This window comes from Sphingobium sp. B2D3C (assembly GCF_025961835.1).
Classification (GTDB): Bacteria; Pseudomonadota; Alphaproteobacteria; order Sphingomonadales; family Sphingomonadaceae; genus Sphingobium.
Window position 1 is genome coordinate 2,932,458 of sequence record NZ_JAOQOK010000001.1, and the last position, 21,456, is coordinate 2,953,913.

Consider the following 21,456-nt stretch of genomic DNA (forward strand, 5'->3'; position numbering starts at 1 on the left):
GTCAGCGCTGAATGTCGATTGGCCCTAGCGCCCGCGTGCGCCGAGCCGTGCGACATTGATCAACTCCTGCGCCAGCACTGTCTCGCCGATCTGGTGCGAGAGGCGGCTGGTGCGCTCGGCTTCGGCCAACCGGTGAATGGCCTTGTCCAGCGCCTCGGCACTCCAGCGGCGCGCCACCTCCTCGTCGCCACGCCCGCCAAAGCGCGGTGCCTGTCCGCCCTGTGCCTGCGCAAAGCCGATCGCGCGTTGCAGGGTGAGGCGGGCAAGCCCCGCCAGCGAGCCGCCACTCTGGCGCAGCCGGGCCATCTCATGCTCGGTGGCGCGGACATTGCCCGAGAGCACGACCATCGCCGCCTTGAAGAGCTGCTGGTCGCCCCCCTCGGCGCCCAGCGCATCCAGCGCCTCAGGCGTCGCGGCCTTGGGCTCCTCCGGCGAGGCATCCAGATACAGCGCCAGCTTTTCGATCTCGCCGGCCAGCAGCCCGCGCTCCGCGCCGGTCAGCGCAACCAGCCGACGGGCCAGATCGCCCGGCAGTTCCAGCCCGAGTTCGCGCGCCATGCTGACCGCCAGCGCATCGGCATTGCGACCCTCCGGCGCATAGCTGACGATGGCCATCACCGCCTTGTCGCCTTCGCACAGCTTGAGCAGCTTGCTCGTCTTGCGCAGATTGCCCGCGATCATCACCACCGGATTGCCGGTCGCAGGCGCCTGCAGCAGGGCCTCGACGGCGGGCACGACTTCCTCACCCGCCGGCTGCACGCGCACCCAGCGCTTGTCCCCGAACATGGAGATGGCGGCGGCCTCATCCGGCAGGCGGGCCGGGTCACTGCGCAGCGTCGCCCCATCCAGGTCGATCCGCTCGGCGCCCGCCCCCATGGCCTTGCCGACGCGCGCCGACAGCGCTTCGCTGCCGGCTTCATCCGGCCCGTACAGCAGATAGAGACGGATGTTCGGCGCGGGGTCGTCCAGCGCCTTGAGCGCGGCCTGATTGTCCGCCCGCAGGCTCATTCGCGCGCGGCGAGCGCCACGCTGGCCAGCACGCGGTCGGCGACGATCTCGGTCAGTCGCTCCAGCGCGCTATCCTCGGCCGCAACCGTCGCATATTCGCTGGAGGCCACATCGATGCCCGCGTCCCAACTTGACGTCTCGTCGAGCACGGTCTTGCCATCCTGCGTGTCGACCAGCTGATAGCGCGCGCGCAGGGTCCGGCGTTCGCGCGTCACCGTGTCATCGGCGCGCACGCCCAGGCCCTCGATGCGATCATCGAGCTGCACCTTGAGCAGAAAGCGCGGCGCGGCATCGCCCATCGCCGCCAGCCGGTCATTGAGCGCATTGCGCATCAGCCAGCCATTCTTTCCGGGGATCGGCTCCACCTGCACGCTCGCCAGCGCCTGCGCCGCAGCCCCGCTGCGCCCGCCCGCATACATGGGCTTCAATCCGCAGGCCGAGAGGCTGGCGGCAAGGGCGAGGCCCAGAACGAGGCGGCCCAAAACGAGGGGAGGGAAAGCGCTGGTCATCAGACGACCAGATTGACCAGACGATCCGGAACCACAATCACTTTCTTCGGCGCCCGGCCTTCCAACTGCCGCGCGACATTGGGCGCGGCGAGCGCGAGGCTCTCCAGCGTCGCCTTGTCGGTGCCCTTGGCGACGGTGATCGTATCGCGCAGCTTGCCCATCACCTGAATGGCGATGGTCACTTCGTCATCGACCAGCAAGGCCGGATCGACAGACGGCCACATGGCGTCGGCGATCAGGCCCTCATGGCCCATCTCGGCCCAGGCTTCCTCGGCGATGTGCGGCGTCATCGGCGCGACCAGCAGCGTCAGCGCGCGAATCGCCTCGGCGCGGGTGACGGACGGCGCCGCCTTCTCGATGGCATTGGCCAGCTCATAGATCTTGGCGACGCCCTTGTTGAAGGCGAGCGCCTCGATATCCCTGGCGACGCCGTCGACCGTCTGGTGCAGCTTGCGCTTGAGCGCTTTGTCCTCGCTGCCGTCGCCGGTTTCGCCGACCTGCCCGAAGATGCGCCACAAGCGATTGACGAAGCGCCATGAGCCCTCGATGCCGGCCTCGCTCCACGGCAGGTCGCGCTCAGGCGGCGAGTCCGAGAGCATGAACCAGCGCACCGCGTCCGCGCCATAGCGCTCGATGATCTCGTCCGGGTCCACGACATTCTTCTTGGACTTGGACATCTTGATGACGCGGCCGATCTCGACCGGCGCGCCATCGGCCAGCAGCGTCGCGCCCTCGGCGGTGCGCGTCACTTCGCTCGGTGCGTAGTAGAGCGGCGGCAGGCCTTCGCCCTGCTTGCGGGCATAGGTCTCATGCGTAACCATGCCCTGCGTGAACAGGCTCTCGAACGGCTCGGCAACGCTGATCTTGCCGATATGGGCCAGCGCGCGCGTCCAGAAGCGGGCATAGAGCAGATGCAGGATCGCATGCTCGATACCGCCGATATACTGGCCGACCGGCAGCCAGCTCTCGGCCTCGGCGCGGTCGAACGGCTGGTCATCGGGCTGGCTGGCGAAGCGGATGAAGTACCAGCTCGAATCCACGAAGGTATCGAGCGTGTCGGTCTCGCGCACGGCAGCCTTGCCGCATTTGGGGCAATCGACATGCTTCCACGTCGGGTGCCGGTCGAGCGGATTGCCGGGCACGTCGAAGCTCACATCCTCGGGCAGCACCACCGGCAGTTGCGCCTTGGGGACGGGCACCACGCCGCAATCCGAGCAATGGATGAACGGAATGGGCGTGCCCCAGTAGCGCTGGCGCGAGACGCCCCAGTCGCGCAGGCGCCACACGGTCGTGCCCTTGCCCCAGCCCTCGGCCTCGGCGCGGCGGATGACTTCGGCCTTGGCCTCTTCCACCGCCATGCCGTCGAGGAAGCGCGAGTTCACGAGGCGACCGGGGCCAGTATAGGCCTCGTCATGGATCGGCGCCTGCTCCTCGCCCTGCGGCGCGACGACGCGCTCCACCGGCAGCATATATTTGCGCGCGAAGTCGAGGTCGCGCTGGTCATGCGCCGGGCAGCCGAAGACGGCGCCCGTGCCATAATCCATCAGCACGAAATTGGCGACGAACAGGGGCAGCTTCCAGTCCGGATCGAGCGGATGGACAACGCTCAGGCCCGTATCGAAGCCCTTCTTCTCCTGCGTCTCCAGGTCAGCCGCGGCGGTGCCCGACCGGCGGCATTCCTCGGCGAACGCGGCGAGATCGGCATTGTCCTGAGCGAGCGCCAGCGCAATTGGGTGATCGGCGGCAATGGCTGCGAAGCTCGCGCCGAACAGCGTGTCCGGACGGGTGGAGAAGACCTCCAGCTCCTGAATCTCGCCAACCGGCGTTGCCAGCCGGAACCGGAACTGCATGCCCTGCGACTTGCCGATCCAGTTCTCCTGCATCAGGCGAACCTTCTCGGGCCACTTGTCCAGCGTGCCCAGGCCGGCGAGCAGGTCGTCTGCGAAGTCGGTGATGCGCAGGAACCATTGGTTGAGCTTGCGCTTCTCGACCAGCGCGCCCGAGCGCCAGCCGCGGCCGTCGATCACCTGCTCATTGGCGAGCACGGTCATGTCGACCGGGTCCCAGTTCACCGCGCTTTCCTTGCGGTAGACGAGGCCGGCCTCATACAGGTCGATGAACAGCGCCTGCTCCTGGCCGTAATAATCCGGCTCGCAGGTCGCCAGCTCGCGGCTCCAGTCGAGCGCGAAGCCGAGGCGCTTCAATTGCGCCTTCATCGAGGCGATATTGTCGCGCGTCCAGCTGCCCGGATGGATCTTCTTTTCCATCGCGGCATTTTCGGCGGGCATGCCGAAGGCGTCCCAGCCCATCGGGTGCAGCACATCATGGCCCTGCATCCGGCGGAAGCGGGCCAGCACGTCACCCATGGAATAGTTGCGCACATGGCCGATGTGGATGCGCCCGGAGGGATAGGGGAACATCTCCAGCACATAGCTTCTCGGCGCGCCCTGGCGGGTGCCGGCCTTGAAGCTCTCCCTGTCGTCCCACACGGCCTGCCAGCGGGCGTCAGCCTGCGCAGGGTTGAAGCGTCTGTCGCTCACTCTCGCCTCGTTCATCAATAGGGCCGGTCCGGCCCCGTGACGGGCGCCGAGGCCGGGCTTTGTCAGCCGCTGATCGCGCGGCGCCGCAGGTCGCGGGCACGCGTCAGGATGATTTCTTCAAGCTTCTGGGTCGTCGCCGCCTGCACCGGGGCGTCGATCCACTGGCCGTTCTGCAGCATCTGGCGGCTGGCCGCCACGCGCAGGGCATCGGCGCGCAGATCCTGGTCGAGGATCGTCACCGTCAGCTTCATGCGCTCGTTCGTCGCGGCGGGATTGATGTACCAGTCGGTCAGGATCACGCCGCCGTTGGAATCGGTCTGGAGCAGGGGCATGAAGGACAGCGTCTCGAGGCTGGCGCGCCAGAGATAGCCGTTGATGCCGATGCTGGTCACGCGCGAGGCGGCCAGATCGGCCTTGGGGCGATCCTTCCCGCCACCGCAGCCTGCCAGCAGCCCGCAGGAAAGCGCCAGCAGCAGGCCGCCCTTCAAAGTCTTGTGTCCGCTCAGAACCATGCGTTGCCTATCCCGTGATGTCCGGTGGTGACCGGGCTCCCTGTCGATCAGCCTCTATAGTGAGGCAGGGCGGCGGCACAAGTGGCGGATTGCGCGGGCTCTGCCGCTCGCGCCGCTGCCGGCATCGGCCCGGCGCAATTTCAGTTGCGGTGGGTTGATTTTTGCAACCGTGTTGAACAATGGTCGTTTCACGAAGGGATTATAAGGGGATAACCGGCTCGCCGGTGGCCACTGTGGAGAATCGGTCACGCTTTCCAGCGAATCGTCTCTGCTTCTGGTCCGCGCTATCCCCTCATGATATAAGAACACAGACCGGCCCTCAAAATGGAGTCGGCGCAGGGAGCGAACGGTGACGGTGAAGACGGGAAAGATCGCGTTGGCGGGGGCTTTGACAGCCGCCCTTTCGCTCGCCCTCACCCCGGCGCTTTCCGCCGTTCTCGGCGCAGAATCGAAGGGTCTGGACCAAAGCGGCGTGTCGCTGAAGATGCTGGGCAGCATCGGTTCGTTCACGCCGGTCACCCATGACGAGAAGCTGGCCAAGGCCTATGCGCAGGCCGCGCGCGAATCGCAGAGCAAGGGCTTCCGCTTCACGCCGACCAGCGGTTCGGCGGCCGGCAATCGCTCGCTGACCATTCTCGTCCGCACGCCAAACGCCATGGCCTCCGCGCTGGATGGCCGGTCCGAGCGGGTTCTGCCCAATCTCGGCGTCGCGCCTGTCGCATACCGGCTGGGCGTGACCAAGGGTCTCGCGCGGTTCACGCCGGGCACCCGCATCGAATCCTCCAGGCTCGACCCGATCATCGAGAAGTCGATCAGCGAGCCGGTCGCCAGCTTCACGCTGCGCCCGAAGCAGGATCGCTTCTCGGCGAATGTCCAGCTTGAGCATCGCGAAGTCGCTGCCGCCTCCCCGGCGGAAGATACGCCGGCCACGCTCGGCGCCGAGCCCAGCTATGCCGTCGATCTGTCGAGCAGCTACTCGCTGACCCGCAACCTGAACCTGAAGGCTGGCGTGCGCTATGCCGGGCCGAACAACCGGCTCGCACCGACCGTGACCGATCAGGCGCAGGACAGCCAGGCCGTCTACGTCGGGACCACCTTCAAGTTCTAAGCCCGCTTGTGCGCTGACCTTTGGTTTGCGAGCGCGATGAGTCGCGCCCGCAAGTGCTGTGGTTCTTCCGTCTCGATGATTGACACAGCAGCGCCCCACAAGGCAGCACCGCAGTGCGGGCCGCCGAATGGCGCCGCAACGGGGAGAGGGACTATGCGCACAAATCAGATCGTCCATCATCGTCGCGATCACGCCGAAAAAAGCCGGATCGGACGCACGACGGGCATCGTCGCCATGGTCCTCGGCCTGCTTCTCTCGGCCGCCCCCGCCCGGGCAGACTGGATCACCAGCTGGTCCGCCGCGCCGGTCCGTCCCCGCACGGATCTTGGCCCGCTCATGGCGCCGAGAAGCTATAAGAATCAGACGCTGGTGCAGACGCTCCGCACCGCAGCCGGCGGCAAGGCACTGCGGCTGCGCTTGACCAATGCCTATGGCGAAAAGCCGCTGGAGATCGGCGGGGTGCGCATCGCCCTGCTCGATCCGCAAGGCGCCGAAGTACCGGGCTCGGCCCGGATGCTGCGCTTCGGCGGCGCGGCGACAGCCCGCATCCCGGCGCGCGCACCCTTGCTGAGCGACACGGTCGACATGCCCGTGCCGGACCTCGCCCGCCTCTCCGTGCAGATCTATGTGCCGGGCGATACCGGCCCCTGCACCTGCCATGAAAGCGGGCTGGATACACTGCGCGTCTCACCCCCCGGCAATTATCTCGGCAAGCCTTTCGAGCCTGTGCAGCAAGGTCCGCATCGCCCCTTCCTCGCCGCCGTGGAGATCGATGCGCAGGACGGTGCCGGAACGATTGCCATGCTCGCCGATTCGATCACCGACGGCATTGGCTCCACGCCCGGCGCGAACCGGCGCTGGCCGGACTTCCTCGCCGCCCGTCTGCTGGCGGCGAATCCCGGCAAGTGGGGCATCGCCAATCAGGGCATCAGCGGCAACCGCGTGCTCAGCGATGGCTTTGGCGATAGCGCGCTGGCCCGGCTGGACCGTGACATCCTCGCCCTGCCCGGCATCCGCTATCTGATCGTGTTCGAGGGCGTGAACGATCTTGGCATCGCCTTTGGCGCCGAGCGCATGGCCCAGCAGACCGGCCGGCCCAATGTCCTCGCCGATGGCACCAGGGTAACGCTGGAGACGATGCTGGCGGGCTATCGCCAGATCGCCGAGCGTGCACGGGCGCGCGGCATCACGGCGGTCGGCGCGACGATCGCCCCCTATAAGGGCGCGACCTACTGGACGCCGGAGGCCGAGACCGTGCGGCAAGGCATCAATGCCGCCATCCGCTCCGGCACGATCTTCGATGCCTGGCTGGATTTCGACGCCGCCTTTGCGGACCCCGCCAATCCGCAACAGATGCGGCCCGGTTATCATATGGGCGACTTTCTGCACGGCACCGATGCAGGTTATGAGGCGCTGGCCGCGTCCATCGACCTCGCGCTGTTCAAATAGCGCCACCGCGCGGGCCACGTCTGGGCGTCAACCCGTCGATGGCCGCATAACCCACAGCCCCAAGGCGCCGCACCAAGGCGGCATGGCGTGGGTGAACCCCGCCAAGCGCCATCACCGGCAGGGTCGCCAGTCGTGCAAGCGCCGCAAAGCGGGCAGGGCCGAGTGGTCGCGCGCCGGGGTGCGAACGCGTGCGAAACAGCGGCGAGAGCAGCACAACGTCCGCACCGGCGCCCTGCGCGGCCAACGCTTCCCTATGGCTGTGCGCCGGCGCGCTATGCAGCCAGCGCGGGTCGCGCGGTCCGGCCGTCGGGCCATGATGGCCATCTGCCCCCCAGTGCCGGGCCATGTCCGCATCGCCGGCCAGCAGAATGCGGCAATGACGCTTGTTCGCCGCCCGCCGCACCTGATTGAACAAGGCCCGCCGTGCGATGGGGTCGAGGCGATAATGGCGGAAGATGAGGGCCGACTGGCGCGGCAGACGCGCGATGGCGCGCAGCAGATCGTCCGTCGCAACGCGCTCGTCGCTCATCAGCCACAGGGTTGGCAGGGGAGTGCGCGATTTGCCTTGGCCTGCGTGCATCGCGCCTTTTATAGCGGCGCCGATGAATGGGCAAAATAATCAGATGAGCGCTGAGGGCACGGCCGAAAGCCGGCTGGCGCATGTGCGGGACAGCATCAGCAGGGTCGAACGCGTCGCGGGTCGTCCTGCGGGGTCGGTGACGCTGATCGCCATCAGCAAGACGCATCCGGCCGAGGCGGTGCGCCCGCTTATCGAGGCCGGGCAGTGCGTGTTCGGCGAAAACCGCGTGCAGGAAGCGCAGGCCAAATGGCCGGCGCTGCGCGAGGCCTATCCCGATATCCGCCTCCACCTCGTCGGCCAGCTTCAGTCCAACAAGGCGGAGGATGCGGTCGCGCTGTTCGATGCCGTTCATGGCGTCGACCGCGCCTCGCTGATCGCGGCGCTGGCCAGGGCCATGGACAAGGCGGGCCGCCGGCCGGACTGCTTCCTGCAGGTCAATATCGGCGAGGAAGAGCAGAAGGGCGGCTGCGCCATCGCCGATGTGCCGGCCCTGCTGGCACAGGCGCGCGCGGCGGACCTGCCGGTCGTCGGGCTGATGTGCGTGCCCCCTGCGGAGGTCGAAGCTGCGCCCTATTTCGCCCTGCTCGACAAGCTGGCCCGCGATCATGGATTGCCGGGCCGCTCCATGGGCATGTCCGGCGACTATGAGACGGCTGTGATGCTCGGCGCCACCCATGTGCGGGTGGGCACCGCATTGTTCGGCACCCGCGACGCCATCTGACGTCAGCCCGGCTTGCGCTGCGCCTTCACCGCGCCGGCCCACCATTCCAGCTCGTCCGCAAAGCCGGCAAAGCTGCGCACCAGCGCCGCGCCACCCGCGCCGCTTGGTTCGCCGGCCGCATCGAGACTGTCCGTGATCCCGCCGACTGCCACGCTGGCGGGAATCACGGCGATCCCCAGCGTCGTCAGCGTCGGATGCCAGGCGTAGCTGGAGCGCGCCCCCGCCATCCGCCCCGCCGAATAGCTGACGATGCCGGCCGGCCGCCGCCGCCATTCCTGATAATAATGGTCGATGAGATTCTTGAGGCCGGGCTGCAGACCGGAATTATACTCGCCGGTGACGAACACGAAGCCATCGGCCGCGCTGATCTTGTCGGCGAGAGCCGTCATCTCGGCCGGTGCGGTGCCGGGCGCGTAGTCGGAGAGGCGCTTGTCCAGCATCGGCAGGCCGATCGCGCGCGCATCGATCAGCTCCACCTTATGGCCTCGTTCGGACAGCGTGCGCACGCAATAATCGGCAAGCCTGATGCCGGCGCGCGCCTCCCGATAGGATCCATAGAAGACGAGAAGCGAAAGGCTCATATTGTCAGGCTCCGTGGCAATGTCGGCGCGAGCCTAGCAGCCTGTCCCATCCTGCGCGACTGGCGAAACGCCGTATCAGCAGAGGGGGCAGCAGAGATGGAAAGCCCGCCGATCTGCGCTAAGGAAGGCGCATGACACCGCAGGATCTGCCCGTGCCCGTCGACGCGCTGCTCTCCGCCATGGGGCTGGTGGGCATCTTCGTCTTTGCGGCCTCGGGCGCGCTGGCGGCGGCGCGCCTCGGCCAGACCCTCGTCACCTTCGCCTTCTTTGCCATCGCCACCGGCGTTGGCGGCGGCACGGTGCGCGATCTGCTGATCGGCGCACCGGTCTTCTGGATTCACGATGTGCGCCCCGCGCTCATCTGCCTCGGTGCATCGCTGGTGGTGTGGATGACGCCCGAGCGCTGGTGGAGCGAGCGCGCGCTCGACTGGCTGGACGCCGTGGGGCTGGTTGCCTTCGCCGTGTTCGGCACCGCCAAGGCCATGAGCCTCGACATCCCGCCCTTCATCAGCGCGCTGATGGGCATCATTACGGCCTGCGTCGGCGGCATCATCCGTGATCTGCTGGCCGGCCACCCCTCCATCGTGCTGCGCCCGGAAATCTATGTGACCGCCGCCGCCCTGTCGGCCGGCCTCTATGCCCTGCTCGCCAGCATCGGCATGGCAGCCCCTTGGGCCGCCGTGCTGGCGGTGATCGCCGGCTTCATCCTGCGCGCCGTCGCCATCGTGCGCGGCCTTGCGCTCCCGCATTATCGCACCGGCATCAGCCCGGATCAGGCGGGTGGCCCCTCGGGATAATGCGGCAGATCATCGGCCGATGTCAGCCAGCTCAGCCCGCTTGAGGTCCAGATATGCTCGGTCGGCGGGTAGCGCTCGGGTTCATCCAGGCTGCCAATGGCAAGGCCGATCACATTGGCCGAGGCGCGCTCCGAGAACAATGTGGTGCCGCACGCGGTGCAGAAGCCGCGTCGCAAAGCCGCCGAGCTGTGATGCCATCCCACCGGACCTTCGATGCGGACGGCATCGAGCGGCACCAGCACCCGCGCATAAAGCGGTGCGCCAGTCGCTTTCTGGCAGAGCCGGCAATGGCAGGCGCGAATGTTGATCGGCGCCGCATCGGTCGCATAGCGGCAGGCACCGCACAGGCAACCGCCGGTGATCGCGGCCGCCATTTCAGAGCGGCCGCTGGGCAGCGCCAAGGAGGATGCCGAGCCAGCCTGCCTGCTCGCCCGATGTCATGGCGCTGGCCGGCGTAAAGGCGCGGCACTCCAGGCAGTCCGCGCGGATGGACGGCCCCTCGACCAGCACCTGCAGGTCACGCATGATCCGCACGGCAATCTGCCGCTGCTGCCGCGCCGCATAGCTCAGCAGATCGCGCGGGGCGGTGAGGGTCGGCGCTCTCGCCTCCCCGCTCATGAACATGCCGAGAAACTGCGCCAGCGAATCCGGTTCGGGATCGAAATAGCGCGCGCTTGCGGCGTCACCGCTCAGCTTGGCGCGCCGCGCCGCCTCCGCAACGGCATCCTCGACCCCGCCGAAGCGGTCGACGAGCTTGAGCTGATGCGCCATGCCGCCGGCCCACACCCGGCCCTGCGCGATCTCGTTGACCCGCTGCGGCGTCATCTTGCGGTTGCTGGCAACCAGACCGATGAACTTGCCGTAGATATCCTCCACGCTCGCTTGCGCCAGCGCGTTGAACTCCGGGCTGACCCCGCCGATCACATCCGGCTCGCCGGATAGCGGCGTGGCCTTCACGCCATCGCTGGTGATACCGACCTTGGCGAGCGCATCCTCGAAGCTCGGCAATATGCCGAACACGCCGATCGACCCGGTGATCGTCGCCGGCTCGGCAAAGATCATGTCGCTGGCCGTGCTGACCCAATAGCCGCCGCTGGCCGCGACATTGCCCATCGAGACGACGATCGGCAGGCCCTTGGCGCGCGCCTGCGCCAGAGCCAGACGGATTTCCTCCGCCGCCGCTGCCGATCCGCCCGGCGAATCGACGCGCAGCACCAGCGCCTTCACCGAATCCTCGGCCACCGCGTCGTTGATGAGGCTGGCGACGCTGGTCCCGCCGGCTTGCCCAGGCGCCGCTTCGCCATCCACGATCTCTCCGGCGACGGTGACGACGCCGACCTGCCCGCCGCTGCCTTCCTTATGCTTGCGCAAATAGCCCTCGAACGGGATGGCGGCATAATCGCCCGGCCGCGGGTCGCTCGCCTCCCCGACGATTTCGGCGACATGATTGCCGAATGTCACCGGATCGCCGAGCTTGTCGACCAGCCCCGCCGCCTGCGCCGCCTTGGCGGTATCGCCGCCATTGGCGCGCAGCAGCGCCAGCGGATCGGCCAGATAATCGCGCACCCGCGCCGCCGGACGCGCCTTGCCGACATGCTCCAGCCAGTCGGACCAGATCGCCGTCACCAGCGCCTCATTGGCGGCGCGCGCCTCGGGCGACTGTTCGGCCTGCGTATAGGGCTCCACCGCGCTCTTGAAGCTGCCGACACGGTAGACATGCGCCTTCACCCCCAGCCGGTCGATCAGGCCCTTGAAGTAGAGATTGCTCCCGCCCGGCCCGGTCACCCCGACCATGCCGAGCGGATCGAGCCACACCTCGCTGGCATGGGCGGCCAGCATGTAGCTGGCATCGTCATAATAAGAGGCGCGGGTGAGCACCGGTTTGCCCGCGGCGCGCACCTTGTCGAGCGCCTCGCCCACACGTTGCATGGCGACCTGCCCGCCGCCGCCAAAGCCATCCAGATCGAGCACCACGGCCTTGATCGCGCTGTCGCCCGCCGCTGCCTCGATGGCGCGCACCACGTCGCGCAGGCGATATTCGCCCGACCCGCCGGTGCCCGCGACCATCGCATATTGATCGATCGGCCGGGGCTGCTCCACGATCGGCCTGTCCAGCGCAAGATAGAGCGCGCCGCTTGCCGGAAAGCTCTCTTCCATCCGCGCGGCCTTGAGGCCGGCATAGAGCATCGCGAAGAAGAGGATGAGGAAGAGCAGGACCAGCGCGTCCTTCACCCCCATCATGATTTTCCAGGCAGTTTTCACAAGACTCAGCACGTTGGCGGCTCCTTTGCCGCTTCGCTAGCGCATCTTCCTGCCCGATGCACGTTCCCGTCAGATGCAGAACGCCCCGGCGATGTGCGAACCGCCGGGTGTCCGTTCCTCAACCCTTCTTCTTCCAGGTGAAGAAGGCCGACATCACATAGTTCCACACGACGCTGACCATGATGCCCGCCAGCGCGGACAAGGCCCAATAGGCCTTGTTGACGAACAACCAGTCCGCCACGCCGATATTGGCCGCCGCGCCAAAGGCACAGACGAGATTGAAGGTGATCCAGCCGCGCAGCAATCCCCAGCCCTGCAGGCGCTGGTCGCGGTAGGTGAACATGTTGTTGAGCAGGAAGTTGCTGGTGATGGCGACGAGCGTCGCTGCGGTCTGCGCCACCGCGAAGCTCATGCCCAGCGCCACGAACAGCAGCGTCAGCACCGCAAAGTGGACGACCACACCCGTGCCGCCGACCATGGCGAAGCTCAGGAAGCGGACGGGCACGATATGGCCCACCGCCTTGTCCATGAGCAGCTGCACATACTCCCACAGCACCAGGCTATCGAGCTTGCTCTCACCGAACTGGCGCGTGCGGAAGGTGTAGGGCACTTCCGCAACCCGCAGCGGCGTTGGTGCGCTGGCCGCGATATCCAGCAGGATCTTGAAGCCCACGGTCGAGAGATTGGGCAGCGAGCGCATGAAGGCATCCCGCCGCATCATCATGAAGCCGCTCATCGGGTCGGAAATCGGCGTCTTGGTCAGCTTGAGCGCCAGCTTGGTGGCGAACTGGCTCATCCGCTGGCGGCTCTCGCTCCAGTCGCCCATGCCGCCGCCTTCGACATAGCGGCTGCCGACCACCAGATCGACATCGTCCGCCCTGATCCGCTCGAACATGGTCTTGAGCACCGATTCGTCATGCTGAAGATCGGCATCCATGATCGCCACATAAGGGGCGGACGTCGCAAGAATGCCCTCGACGCAGGCGCTCGACAGGCCCCGGCGCCCAAAGCGATGGAGAATGCGCACGCGTGGATCGCGCTGAGCCAGCGCCCGCACCTTGCCAGAGGTATCGTCGGGCGAATTATCGTCCACGAACACCAGTTCCCAGGCGACGCCGGGCAGGGCCTTGTCGACCAGATCGGCGAGCAGGGCCACATTCTGCGCTTCGTTGAAAGTCGGAACGACGATCGCAAGCTCGGCCGGAAGCATCTGCGCCGCGACCGGAGCTTCTGTCATGGTCTGGATGGTCACTCGGAAAGGTCCTCAATGGCTGGCGCGGCGGGTTGACGGGTCGGCGCGGATGCAGGGTCGGGATGATGGTACAGCGTACCGATGAAGGCGAAATTACCGGGACGATCGATTGTTTCCGCCGGGCGCCATCCGGCCGCCGTCAGGGCGGGGACCAAATCCCTCGCCGGCGGGGGCGTCTCCCCCCGCGCCAAGGCGCGCAGGTCGTTGTGGCTTTTGAGTTCGACATGGCTGACCAGCAATGTCGCGCGGTCGGCCAGCGCCGTCAGCGGCCGCGGCGGCCCACCCGGATCGCCGCCGCGCGTGATCCGAATCGCGGATTGCCCGTCCGCCGTCAGCAGCCATTGCGGCAGATCGTCGCGATGGGTGCGATAGAGCGGAAAATAGGCCCATGCCCACGCATCGCCGACATGCAGCACGGCGAGCGGCTTCTCCGCCTTGGCCATCATGGCCTCCAGCGTGCGCGAAGGCCCGTGGATGAACCAGTCGGCCCGCACCAGGAACATGACCAGCGCCGCCGCGCTACCGATGACCAGAAGGGCGGTGCCTGCGTGGCGAACCCAGTCGGCGATCCGCCCGCGCTTCGCGATGGCCCCGTCAGCGGCGAGCGCGAGGATCACCGCGAGCGGCGCCAGCATCCAGATATTATAGCGCGGCGCGAGCGCATCGAATTGCGAGACCAGCAGCGCCGCCGCGATGGTCACGATCATGCCCGCAGCCAGCGCGAGGATCAGGCCGATGACCGGATCATGGCGGATGGCTGTTCCGCGTGTCGCGGCCTGCCCGCCAAGACCGATTGCGGCGATGAGCAGAAGGATGGCGCCCCCCGCAAAGCACAAGGCAGCCACCGGCAGATCGACCAAAGTCGCGCCACTCACCAGCATCTGCGCCAGAAAGGCCGCGATGTCGCCCAGACCGACCCCGCCGGCCGGCGCAGCGGAACCGGGCGCCGGCGAACTCAGATTGGCCGCTCCCAGAATGAAGGGCGCCAGTCCTGCCCACAGCAGCAGCAGCAGCGCATAGGCCAGCACCACCCGCACGGCGCCGCGCACAGTCCGCGCATCGATGAAGATGGCCAACGTATAAGCCGATGTCGCAACGATGCCGAAGAAGTGCGTGTAGCCGCTCAGCACACCGAGCAGCACGAACAGGCCCAGCCGCCGCACGCTTTGCGCCACGTCGCCGCGAATCACCATCGCCGCCTGCGCACAGCTGATCGCGAGAAGGATGGGATAGGCGCGGATTTCGACGGCCATGGAGACCAGCCGGGGGGAAAGCACCAGCAGCAGCCCGGCAATCAGGGCCGCGCGCAACCCGTAGCGGGATGCCAGCGCGCGCATCAGGATCAGGATACCGCCCGCCGTGATCGCGGCATGATAAAGCCGGAACGCCAGCTCGTTCGCACCCCACAGGTGCCAGCCGATCATATCGATGAAGTAGCTGAGCGGCGGCATCCGGTCGTCCGGCACGCCGAACCCGGCATCATAGCCGCCGGCCAACCAGGAGAGCAGCGTGCCGGGCGCGAGGGTGACGCCGGAAAGCTGGGTCGTCTCGTCGATCCAGATATTCTGGAGGCGCGCGAAGAGGACTGCCGCGATGGCAAAAATCACGAGGACGGGCGTGGCCGCAAGCCAAAGCCGTCCTGCACCGCTGGACCCCTGCTTCATTGATTCCCCACGTCCCACAGGCCCACCGGCCCGCATATCAGATCATCATTCAGCTAGCCGCTAGCACCGGCAGCCTAATTTTACGTCAACTGGCGTGCGCGCCATGGCCGAGCGCGAGATACTCCAGCGACTGCATTTCCATCAGGCGGGAGACCGTCCGCTCGAACTCGAACTTGCCATCACCCTGCGGATAGAGATGCTGAGGCAGGGCGTCCGCACCGCCGATCAGCTTGACCTTATGCTCGTACAGGGCGTCGATCAGCGTGACAAAACGCGCGGCCTCGTTGCGGTTTTCCGGCCCGAGCACCGGAATGCCGACGATGATGACGCTGTGGAAGCGCCGCGCAATGGCGAGATAGTCCGCCGCGCCGCGCGCCTCTCCGCACAGGCGCTTGAAGGAAAACACCGCCACGCCCTTGAGGCTCTTGGGCACATGCAGGCTGCGCCCGCCGCCCACGCTCAGTTCCTCGCTCGGCACATTGGCGCTGTCTTCAGGCGGATAATCCGTCAGGCGGAAGAAGATTTCGCGCAGCTTGGCGGTGGTCTCATCGCCATTGGGGACATGCCAGATGTCCATGCCGCCCAGCCGATCCAGCCGATAATCGGTCGGCCCGTTGAGCGGCACCACGTCGAGCCGCGCCTTGAGCAGATCGATAAAGGGCAGGAACAGCTCGCGGTTGAGCCCATCCTTGTAGAGATCGTCCGGCGCGCGGTTGGAGGTGGCGACCAGCGTCACCCCGGCATCGAACAGGGCGGTGAACAGGCGGGACATGATGGCGGCATCCGCCATGTTGTTGACCACCATTTCATCGAACAGCAGCACCTTGGCCTCGGCCGCGAGTTGCGCGGCGACGGGCGCAATCGGGTCGCCGCTCTCGCTCTCGCGCACCGCCCGCAGCCGCGCATGCACATCGAGCATGAACTCGTGGAAGTGGATGCGGCGCTTGGCCGGGCCATCCAGGCAATCGCGCATCAGGTCCATCAGCATGGACTTGCCGCGCCCGACGCCACCCCAGAGGTACACGCCGCGGATCGGCTCGGGCGCCTTGCGGAGCATCCGCCAGAGCACCGAGCCTTTCTTTGGCGCGGCTTCCAGCTCCTGCTGCAGCCGGTCGAGCCGGATCGCGGCAGCGCGCTGATCCGGATCGGGTTTCAGCTCTCCAGCGGCGATAAGGTCGTCATAACAGGAGAGCAGGCCACTCATGCGTCGCGCGGGGAGGCCTCCGCCGGGGCGCTGTGCTGCACGCGCGGCTGCATGATCTCATATTTGGGCAGCGCCGGGTCGAAATAGTCCCAGGCCACGGCATCCTTCATGTAGATGACGCTTTGCGGCGAGACGCGGTCGGGCTCATCGAGAGACCCCGCCTGCACCATGATGAACTCGCCCGGCAGCGTGCCGGAGGTGAAAATCCGCCCGCCGCATGTTCCGCAGAAATGCCGCGTCACATCCCCGCCGGTATCGCCATGGTTGGTATAGGTCTTGGGCGTGCCCTCGATGGTGAGCTGGCTGTTGTGGATGCCGATGATCGTGGTGTGGCCGGTGCCGGTCGCCTTCTGGCAATCCTTGCAGCAGCATTGGGACACCCACAGCGTCGGCCCGGTCAGCTTGTAGCGGAGCTCTCCGCACAAGCAGCCGCCATCCAGAACTTCGCCTTCCTTCACCATCGCCGATCTCCGAATTGTCGTTGTCTCGGTCGACTGTGACGTCAAATCGCGCGTTCGACCATCATCTTTCGCGTCTCGGCAATGGCCTTGGCGGGCGACAGGCCCTTAGGGCACACATTGGCGCAGTTCATGATGGTGTGGCAGCGATAGAGGCGGAAGGGATCTTCCAGATCGTCCAGCCGCTCACCGGTCATCTCATCGCGCGAGTCGGCGAGCCAGCGATAGGCCTGGAGCAGGATCGCCGGGCCAAGGAAGCGATCGGAATTCCACCAGTAGCTCGGGCAGCTGGAGGAGCAGCAGGCGCACAGGATGCACTCGTAGAGCCCATCCAGCTTCTCGCGATCCTCGGGGCTCTGCAGCCGCTCCTTGCCGCTCGGCGGCGGGGTGACGGTCTGCAGCCAGGGCTTGATCGAGCTGTATTGCGCATAGAAATGCGTGAAGTCCGGCACGAGATCCTTGATCACGTCCATATGCGGCAGTGGCGTGATGCGGACCTCGCCCTTGCAATCCTCGATCGCGGTCGTGCAGGCGAGGCCGTTCTTGCCGTTGATGTTCATCGAGCAGGAGCCGCAAATGCCCTCGCGGCAGGAGCGGCGAAAGGTCAGCGACGAATCCTGCTCGCCCTTCATCTTGATGAGCGCATCGAGCACCATCGGCCCGCATTTATCGAGATCGATCTCGAACGTGTCGTAGCGGGGGTTCTCGCCGCTATCCGGATCGTAGCGATAGACCTTGAACGTCTTGACGTTCGTGGCGCCGTCCTGCGCCTTATGCACGGTCCCGTTCTTGCGAACGACGCTGTTTGCGGGGAGGGAGAATTCGGCCATCGTCTGTTTCCTGCCGCCTGCTGGCTGATCGGGCGCTTGATGCCGCGCCGCAATAAAAGCAATGCGGCGTCCTAGCGCGTGTGTCCGCGCGGCTCAAGCACCGAGCGGAGGCCACGCGAAATTGCTTGTCACCGCCGCCATCCTGCATCCAAACACCCCGCCAGACGTTCCCGGCGAGCATGACGGTCACAATGAGCGACTCCCTCTTCATCTATAATGAGCGCAGCGGCACATGCGATCCTGCGCTGGTGTCCGCGATCCAGGCCGCGTTCGCGCAGGCCGGCCGCCCCATCGGCACCTCCCGGCCCATCGACGACGGCCCGCTCCCAGACGCCGCGCAGGCCCGTGAGCGCGGCATCGGCCTCGTCATCATTCTCGGCGGGGATGGCTCGCTGGCCTCCACCGCGCAGGCGCTCGCCGGCTGGGATGGCACCTTGCTCGCGCTGCCCGGGGGCACGATGAACCTGCTGGCCCACCGGCTCCACGGCAATCTCGATCCGCTCGCCATCGCCAAGGCCTATCTGGCGGACAAGGGGACCGTGATGCCCGTGCCGGTGATCGAGGCAGACGAGATCACCGCCTATACGGGCATCATCGTCGGCCCCACGGCCGCGTGGGGCAATGTGCGCGAGGCGCTGCGCAATCATGATCTCGCCGCGCTGGCGGAAAAGGTGCCGGAGGCCATCACCGCCACCTTCGAGGCCCCGGCCGTCTCCCTCGTCGGCGATCCGCGCGATTATCCCGCGATCTTCGTCGAGCCGGCCAAGCAGGGCCTGCACGCCTATGGCGTGCTCGCCCGCAATGCCGGCGAACTGTTCGCGCATGGCTGGGCCTGGCTCTCGGGCGATTTCCGCAATGGGCCTTCCGAATCGCTCGGCACCGCCGATCATCTGGAGATAGAGAGCGCCGGCAAGACGCTGGACCTGCTCGTCGATGGCGAGAAGGCGACCACCAAGGCGCCCTTCAACCTCCGCAGCGCCCAATCGGGCGTGCGCTTCTTCGCCGCACAGGGGGACGCAGGCTGGCGCTGAGCCATAGCGCCGCCGCCCGCCGTACGACATTTCTCCCCCTCAAGCCCCGCGCCGGGCTCTTCCCACCAGCCCGCGGACATGCTGAAATGCAGCCATGTCCATGCTCACGCGCCTGCTCACCGCCGCTCTGGCTTTCTCCGCGACAACCGCGCTGGCCGAACCGGCCGACCCCGCCGATCCCAATCTGCCGCGCCTCAAGAAGGTGCTCGCCGCCACGCCGCTGATCGATGGGCATAATGACTGGCCCGGCGCCATCGCCGGCCATGATGGCGATGCCCGCTGGTCGGTGGACCTGACCCGGCTGAACACGGAGGATTTCGATACGGATATCACCCGGCTGCGGCAGGGCATGGTCGGCGGTCAGTTCTGGTCCGTCTACGTCCCCGCGACGCTGCCGCCGCTGGAGCAGGTCAAGAAAACGCTGGAACAGATCGACCTCGTGAAATCCATCGTGCGCGGCTACCCGGCCGAGTTCACGCTCGCGCGCACCGCCGCGCAGGTGCGGGCCGCGCACAAGGCCGGACGGATCGCCTCGCTGATCGGCGCGGAAGGCGGCGGCCAGATCGACGAGAGCTTCTCGGTCCTGCGCGCTTATGCCGAGCTGGGCGTGGGCTATCTCACCCTGACGCACAGCCGCACCATCGCCTGGGCGGACAGCGCCACCGACGATCCGGCCCATGGCGGGCTCACTCCGTTCGGCGTGGCGGCGGTGCGGGAGATGAACCGGCTGAACATGCTGGTCGATCTCAGCCATGTGAACGAGGATACGATGCTGGACGCGATCGCCGCCAGCCGCGCGCCGGTCATCTTCTCCCATTCCAGCGCACGGGCGCTGTGCGATCATCCTCGCAACGTCTCGGACAAGGTACTCAAGGAAGTCGCGCGCACCGGCGGAATCGTCATGGTCGCCTTCGCGCCCAATTATATCTCGGAGGCGCGCCGGGTGTGGGGCGTGCAGCAGGGCGCCCAGCGCGCGCTCTACAACCAGCCGCCGCTCAACGGCCTCTATATCGGCCAGCCGGACCGGGCGAAGGCCGCCATGGAAGCCTGGCTCGCCGCCAATCCCGAGCCGCACGTGACGGTGCAGATGGTCGCCGATCATATCGATCATATCGCCAGGGTCGCCGGCTATGATCATGTCGGCCTAGGCGGCGATTATGATGGGCTGCCGGCCCTGCCGGACGGCATGACCGGCGTTGAAAGCTATCCGCCGCTGCTGCTGGAGCTGATGAAACGCGGCTGGAGCGATGCCAATATCGCCAAGCTGGCCGGCGGCAACATCCTGCGCGTCATGGAACAGGCCGAGAAGGTCGCCGCCTCCTTGAAGGACGAACCGCCCGCCACCGGCACGCGCGAGGCGATGGACGCCGCGCCGAAGAGCTAAGCCATCCCCTCAATTCACCCCCTCAATTCACTGGCGCGCGCCGCCTGTAACTCAGCGCTTCCGCGACATGCACCCGCCCCACCGTCTCCGCGCCCGCCAGATCGGCAATGGTGCGGGCGACCCGGAGCACGCGGGTATAGCCCCGCGCGCTGAGCTTCATTGCCGCAGCAGCCTGCGCGAGAAGATCGCGGCCCGGCGCATCCGGCGCGGCGTAGGCATCGAGCGCATCGCCGGTCAGTTCCGCATTGGTGCGCGCACCACCGCTCGATGCCGCGCGCGCCGTCTGGCGGGCCCGGGCCTGCGCGACCCGGGCGGCGACCTCCGCCGATCCCTCGACCGGGGGCGGGAGCAGCAGATCCGCCGCGGAAACCGCGCCGACCTCCACCTGCAGATCGATCCGGTCCAGCAGCGGTCCCGAAACCTTCGCCTGATAATCCCCCGCACAGCGTGGCGCCCGCGAGCAGGCCAAAGCGGGATCGGCGAGATGCCCGCAGCGGCAAGGATTCATCGCGGCAATCAGCTGGACCCGCGCCGGGAAGGTCACATGCGCATTGGCGCGCGCGACGCTGACCTCGCCCGTCTCCAGCGGCTGCCGCAAACTATCCAGCACCGCGCGCTGAAATTCGGGCAGCTCGTCCAGAAACAGCACGCCCAGATGCGCGAGGCTGACTTCCCCCGGCTTCACCCGCAGCCCGCCCCCGACCAGCGCCGCCATGGAGGCACTGTGATGCGGCGCGCGATAGGGGCGGTTCTGGCTGATCCGCCCGCCCGAGAGCGTACCGGCCACGGAAGCGACCATGGAAACTTCCAGCGCTTCGGCCGGGGTCAGCGGCGGCAATATGCCGGGCAGGCAACTCGCCATCAGGGATTTGCCCGCGCCCGGCGGCCCGACCATCACCAGATTATGGCCACCGGCCGCCGCGATCTCCAGCGCTCGCTTAGCGACCTCCTGGCCCTTCACTTGCCGCAGATCCGGCCCCGGCACAGGCGGTTCGACAGTGCCGGGTGCCGGGCGCGGCAGCACCGTCGCGCCCTTGAGATGATTGATGAGACCGAGCAGATCCGGCGCAGCCAGCACGCCTTCCGAGCCTGCCCAGGCAGCCTCCGACCCTTGCGCCGCCGGGCAGATCAGCGTCTTGTCCGCCTGCGCCGCATGGAGTGCGGCCAGCAGCACACCCGGCACCGGCGCGATGCGCCCGTCCAATCCCAGCTCACCGACGACGAGATGATCGGCCAGTTGCTCGGCATCCACCACGCCCATCGCCCCCAACAAGGCGAGCGCAATCGGCAGATCGTAATGCGAGCCTTCCTTGGGCAGGTCGGCCGGCGAAAGATTGACCGTGATGCGCTTGGGCGGCAGCGAGAGGCCGATGGCGGCGATGGCATTGCGCACGCGCTCGCGGCTTTCCGCCACGGCCTTGTCCGCCAGCCCGACGACGATGAAGTTCGGCAAGCCGGAGACAAGCTGGCACTGCACCTCGACAGGCCGGGCCTCCAGCCCGAGAAACGCCACCGTTTCCACCGTCGCCACCAAGCTTGCCCCCTCTTTGTTCCCCTCCCTGTCTA

At 67.1% G+C, this 21,456-nt stretch carries 20 protein-coding genes; 6 read left to right on the plus strand and 14 right to left on the minus strand.

What is annotated here, in order from left to right; all coding sequences use genetic code 11:
• Window positions 1-24: 24 nt before the first annotated feature.
• From M2339_RS13515 to M2339_RS13530, 4 genes are read right to left on the minus strand one after another with little or no spacing between them, the layout of a single operon-like run.
• The gene (locus tag M2339_RS13515) at window positions 25-1,008 is read right to left on the minus strand and encodes a DNA polymerase III subunit delta (RefSeq protein ID WP_181560942.1); all 984 of its coding nucleotides are present in this window, start codon (window positions 1,006-1,008) and stop codon (window positions 25-27) included.
• Window positions 1,005-1,517, minus strand: coding sequence for an LPS assembly lipoprotein LptE (gene lptE, locus M2339_RS13520; protein ID WP_264588243.1), 513 nt, complete (start codon window positions 1,515-1,517; stop codon window positions 1,005-1,007). The genes M2339_RS13515 and lptE overlap by 4 nt, the downstream gene beginning before the upstream one ends.
• The gene (gene leuS, locus M2339_RS13525; RefSeq protein WP_264588242.1) at window positions 1,517-4,072 is read right to left on the minus strand and encodes a leucine--tRNA ligase; all 2,556 of its coding nucleotides are present in this window, start codon (window positions 4,070-4,072) and stop codon (window positions 1,517-1,519) included. Before leuS ends, lptE begins: the two co-directional genes overlap by 1 nt.
• 47 nt (window positions 4,073-4,119) lie before the next feature.
• Window positions 4,120-4,569: a DUF3576 domain-containing protein gene (locus M2339_RS13530; RefSeq protein WP_264574095.1), complete on the minus strand. Its 450-nt coding sequence runs from the start codon at window positions 4,567-4,569 to the stop codon at window positions 4,120-4,122.
• A gap of 349 nt (window positions 4,570-4,918) precedes the next feature.
• Here M2339_RS13530 and M2339_RS13535 point away from each other — a divergent pair, with 349 nt between their 5' ends.
• Both M2339_RS13535 and M2339_RS13540 read left to right on the plus strand, forming a co-directional pair.
• On the plus strand, window positions 4,919-5,677 hold the full coding sequence (locus M2339_RS13535; protein WP_181560946.1) for a hypothetical protein: 759 nt from the start codon (window positions 4,919-4,921) through the stop codon (window positions 5,675-5,677).
• 153 nt (window positions 5,678-5,830) lie between these two features.
• Window positions 5,831-7,126 (plus strand): SGNH/GDSL hydrolase family protein, encoded by a 1,296-nt coding sequence (locus tag M2339_RS13540; protein ID WP_264588241.1) that lies wholly within the window; start codon window positions 5,831-5,833, stop codon window positions 7,124-7,126.
• Here M2339_RS13540 and M2339_RS13545 read toward each other — a convergent pair.
• Window positions 7,119-7,655 carry a thiamine phosphate synthase gene (locus M2339_RS13545; RefSeq protein WP_264606392.1) on the minus strand — a complete coding sequence of 179 codons (537 nt, stop codon included), beginning with the start codon at window positions 7,653-7,655 and terminating at the stop codon, window positions 7,119-7,121. The genes M2339_RS13540 and M2339_RS13545 overlap by 8 nt on opposite strands.
• Before the next feature lie 94 nt (window positions 7,656-7,749).
• Here M2339_RS13545 and M2339_RS13550 point away from each other — a divergent pair, with 94 nt between their 5' ends.
• Window positions 7,750-8,427, plus strand: a complete 678-nt coding sequence (locus M2339_RS13550) for a YggS family pyridoxal phosphate-dependent enzyme (protein WP_264588239.1) — start codon at window positions 7,750-7,752, stop codon at window positions 8,425-8,427.
• A 2-nt stretch (window positions 8,428-8,429) separates the two neighbouring features.
• Here the strand turns inward: M2339_RS13550 and M2339_RS13555 are convergent, their stop codons facing one another.
• Window positions 8,430-9,008, minus strand: coding sequence for an NADPH-dependent FMN reductase (locus tag M2339_RS13555; protein ID WP_264588238.1), 579 nt, complete (start codon window positions 9,006-9,008; stop codon window positions 8,430-8,432).
• 131 nt (window positions 9,009-9,139) lie between these two features.
• On the opposite strand from M2339_RS13555, the gene M2339_RS13560 reads away from it, so the two are divergent.
• A complete protein-coding gene (locus M2339_RS13560; RefSeq protein ID WP_264583964.1) occupies window positions 9,140-9,805 on the plus strand; it encodes a trimeric intracellular cation channel family protein in 666 nt (221 codons plus the stop codon).
• Here M2339_RS13560 and M2339_RS13565 read toward each other — a convergent pair.
• The 7 genes from M2339_RS13565 to M2339_RS13595 form a co-directional block, all read right to left on the minus strand.
• Window positions 9,781-10,206, minus strand: coding sequence for a GFA family protein (locus M2339_RS13565; protein ID WP_264606393.1), 426 nt, complete (start codon window positions 10,204-10,206; stop codon window positions 9,781-9,783). The two genes, M2339_RS13560 and M2339_RS13565, sit on opposite strands and share 25 nt — an antisense overlap.
• Window positions 10,181-12,076: a signal peptide peptidase SppA gene (gene sppA / locus M2339_RS13570; protein WP_413714914.1), complete on the minus strand. Its 1,896-nt coding sequence runs from the start codon at window positions 12,074-12,076 to the stop codon at window positions 10,181-10,183. Before sppA ends, M2339_RS13565 begins: the two co-directional genes overlap by 26 nt.
• 109 nt (window positions 12,077-12,185) lie before the next feature.
• The gene (locus M2339_RS13575; RefSeq protein WP_319801026.1) at window positions 12,186-13,319 is read right to left on the minus strand and encodes a glycosyltransferase family 2 protein; all 1,134 of its coding nucleotides are present in this window, start codon (window positions 13,317-13,319) and stop codon (window positions 12,186-12,188) included.
• Window positions 13,316-14,983 carry a hypothetical protein gene (locus M2339_RS13580; protein ID WP_264606394.1) on the minus strand — a complete coding sequence of 556 codons (1,668 nt, stop codon included), beginning with the start codon at window positions 14,981-14,983 and terminating at the stop codon, window positions 13,316-13,318. Before M2339_RS13580 ends, M2339_RS13575 begins: the two co-directional genes overlap by 4 nt.
• Window positions 14,984-15,068: 85 nt before the next feature.
• A complete protein-coding gene (gene zapE, locus M2339_RS13585) occupies window positions 15,069-16,187 on the minus strand; it encodes a cell division protein ZapE (RefSeq protein WP_181560955.1) in 1,119 nt (372 codons plus the stop codon).
• On the minus strand, window positions 16,184-16,648 hold the full coding sequence (locus tag M2339_RS13590) for a GFA family protein (RefSeq protein WP_264588234.1): 465 nt from the start codon (window positions 16,646-16,648) through the stop codon (window positions 16,184-16,186). Before M2339_RS13590 ends, zapE begins: the two co-directional genes overlap by 4 nt.
• Window positions 16,649-16,689: 41 nt before the next feature.
• Window positions 16,690-17,475 carry a succinate dehydrogenase iron-sulfur subunit gene (locus M2339_RS13595; protein ID WP_264574082.1) on the minus strand — a complete coding sequence of 262 codons (786 nt, stop codon included), beginning with the start codon at window positions 17,473-17,475 and terminating at the stop codon, window positions 16,690-16,692.
• Between the two features lie 191 nt (window positions 17,476-17,666).
• Between M2339_RS13595 and M2339_RS13600 the strand changes: the two genes are divergently transcribed.
• Window positions 17,667-18,506: a diacylglycerol/lipid kinase family protein gene (locus M2339_RS13600; protein WP_264588233.1), complete on the plus strand. Its 840-nt coding sequence runs from the start codon at window positions 17,667-17,669 to the stop codon at window positions 18,504-18,506.
• Window positions 18,507-18,600: 94 nt separating this feature from the next.
• A complete protein-coding gene (locus M2339_RS13605) occupies window positions 18,601-19,890 on the plus strand; it encodes a dipeptidase (protein ID WP_264606395.1) in 1,290 nt (429 codons plus the stop codon).
• Window positions 19,891-19,912: 22 nt separating this feature from the next.
• Here the strand turns inward: M2339_RS13605 and M2339_RS13610 are convergent, their stop codons facing one another.
• A complete protein-coding gene (locus tag M2339_RS13610; protein WP_264606396.1) occupies window positions 19,913-21,424 on the minus strand; it encodes a YifB family Mg chelatase-like AAA ATPase in 1,512 nt (503 codons plus the stop codon).
• Between the last annotated feature and the right edge of the window lie 32 nt (window positions 21,425-21,456).

Coding starts and splice junctions, on each gene's coding strand:
- M2339_RS13515 (WP_181560942.1), bottom strand. CDS start 1,008: ATGAGCCTGCGGGCGGACAATCAGGCCGCGCTCAAGGCGCTGGACGAC.
- lptE (WP_264588243.1), bottom strand. CDS start 1,517: ATGACCAGCGCTTTCCCTCCCCTCGTTTTGGGCCGCCTCGTTCTGGGC.
- leuS (WP_264588242.1), bottom strand. CDS start 4,072: ATGAACGAGGCGAGAGTGAGCGACAGACGCTTCAACCCTGCGCAGGCT.
- M2339_RS13530 (WP_264574095.1), bottom strand. CDS start 4,569: ATGGTTCTGAGCGGACACAAGACTTTGAAGGGCGGCCTGCTGCTGGCG.
- M2339_RS13540 (WP_264588241.1), top strand. CDS start 5,831: ATGCGCACAAATCAGATCGTCCATCATCGTCGCGATCACGCCGAAAAA.
- M2339_RS13545 (WP_264606392.1), bottom strand. CDS start 7,655: ATGAGCGACGAGCGCGTTGCGACGGACGATCTGCTGCGCGCCATCGCG.
- M2339_RS13550 (WP_264588239.1), top strand. CDS start 7,750: ATGAGCGCTGAGGGCACGGCCGAAAGCCGGCTGGCGCATGTGCGGGAC.
- M2339_RS13555 (WP_264588238.1), bottom strand. CDS start 9,008: ATGAGCCTTTCGCTTCTCGTCTTCTATGGATCCTATCGGGAGGCGCGC.
- M2339_RS13560 (WP_264583964.1), top strand. CDS start 9,140: ATGACACCGCAGGATCTGCCCGTGCCCGTCGACGCGCTGCTCTCCGCC.
- M2339_RS13580 (WP_264606394.1), bottom strand. CDS start 14,983: ATGAAGCAGGGGTCCAGCGGTGCAGGACGGCTTTGGCTTGCGGCCACG.
- zapE (WP_181560955.1), bottom strand. CDS start 16,187: ATGAGTGGCCTGCTCTCCTGTTATGACGACCTTATCGCCGCTGGAGAG.
- M2339_RS13590 (WP_264588234.1), bottom strand. CDS start 16,648: ATGGTGAAGGAAGGCGAAGTTCTGGATGGCGGCTGCTTGTGCGGAGAG.
- M2339_RS13595 (WP_264574082.1), bottom strand. CDS start 17,475: ATGGCCGAATTCTCCCTCCCCGCAAACAGCGTCGTTCGCAAGAACGGG.
- M2339_RS13600 (WP_264588233.1), top strand. CDS start 17,667: ATGAGCGACTCCCTCTTCATCTATAATGAGCGCAGCGGCACATGCGAT.
- M2339_RS13605 (WP_264606395.1), top strand. CDS start 18,601: ATGTCCATGCTCACGCGCCTGCTCACCGCCGCTCTGGCTTTCTCCGCG.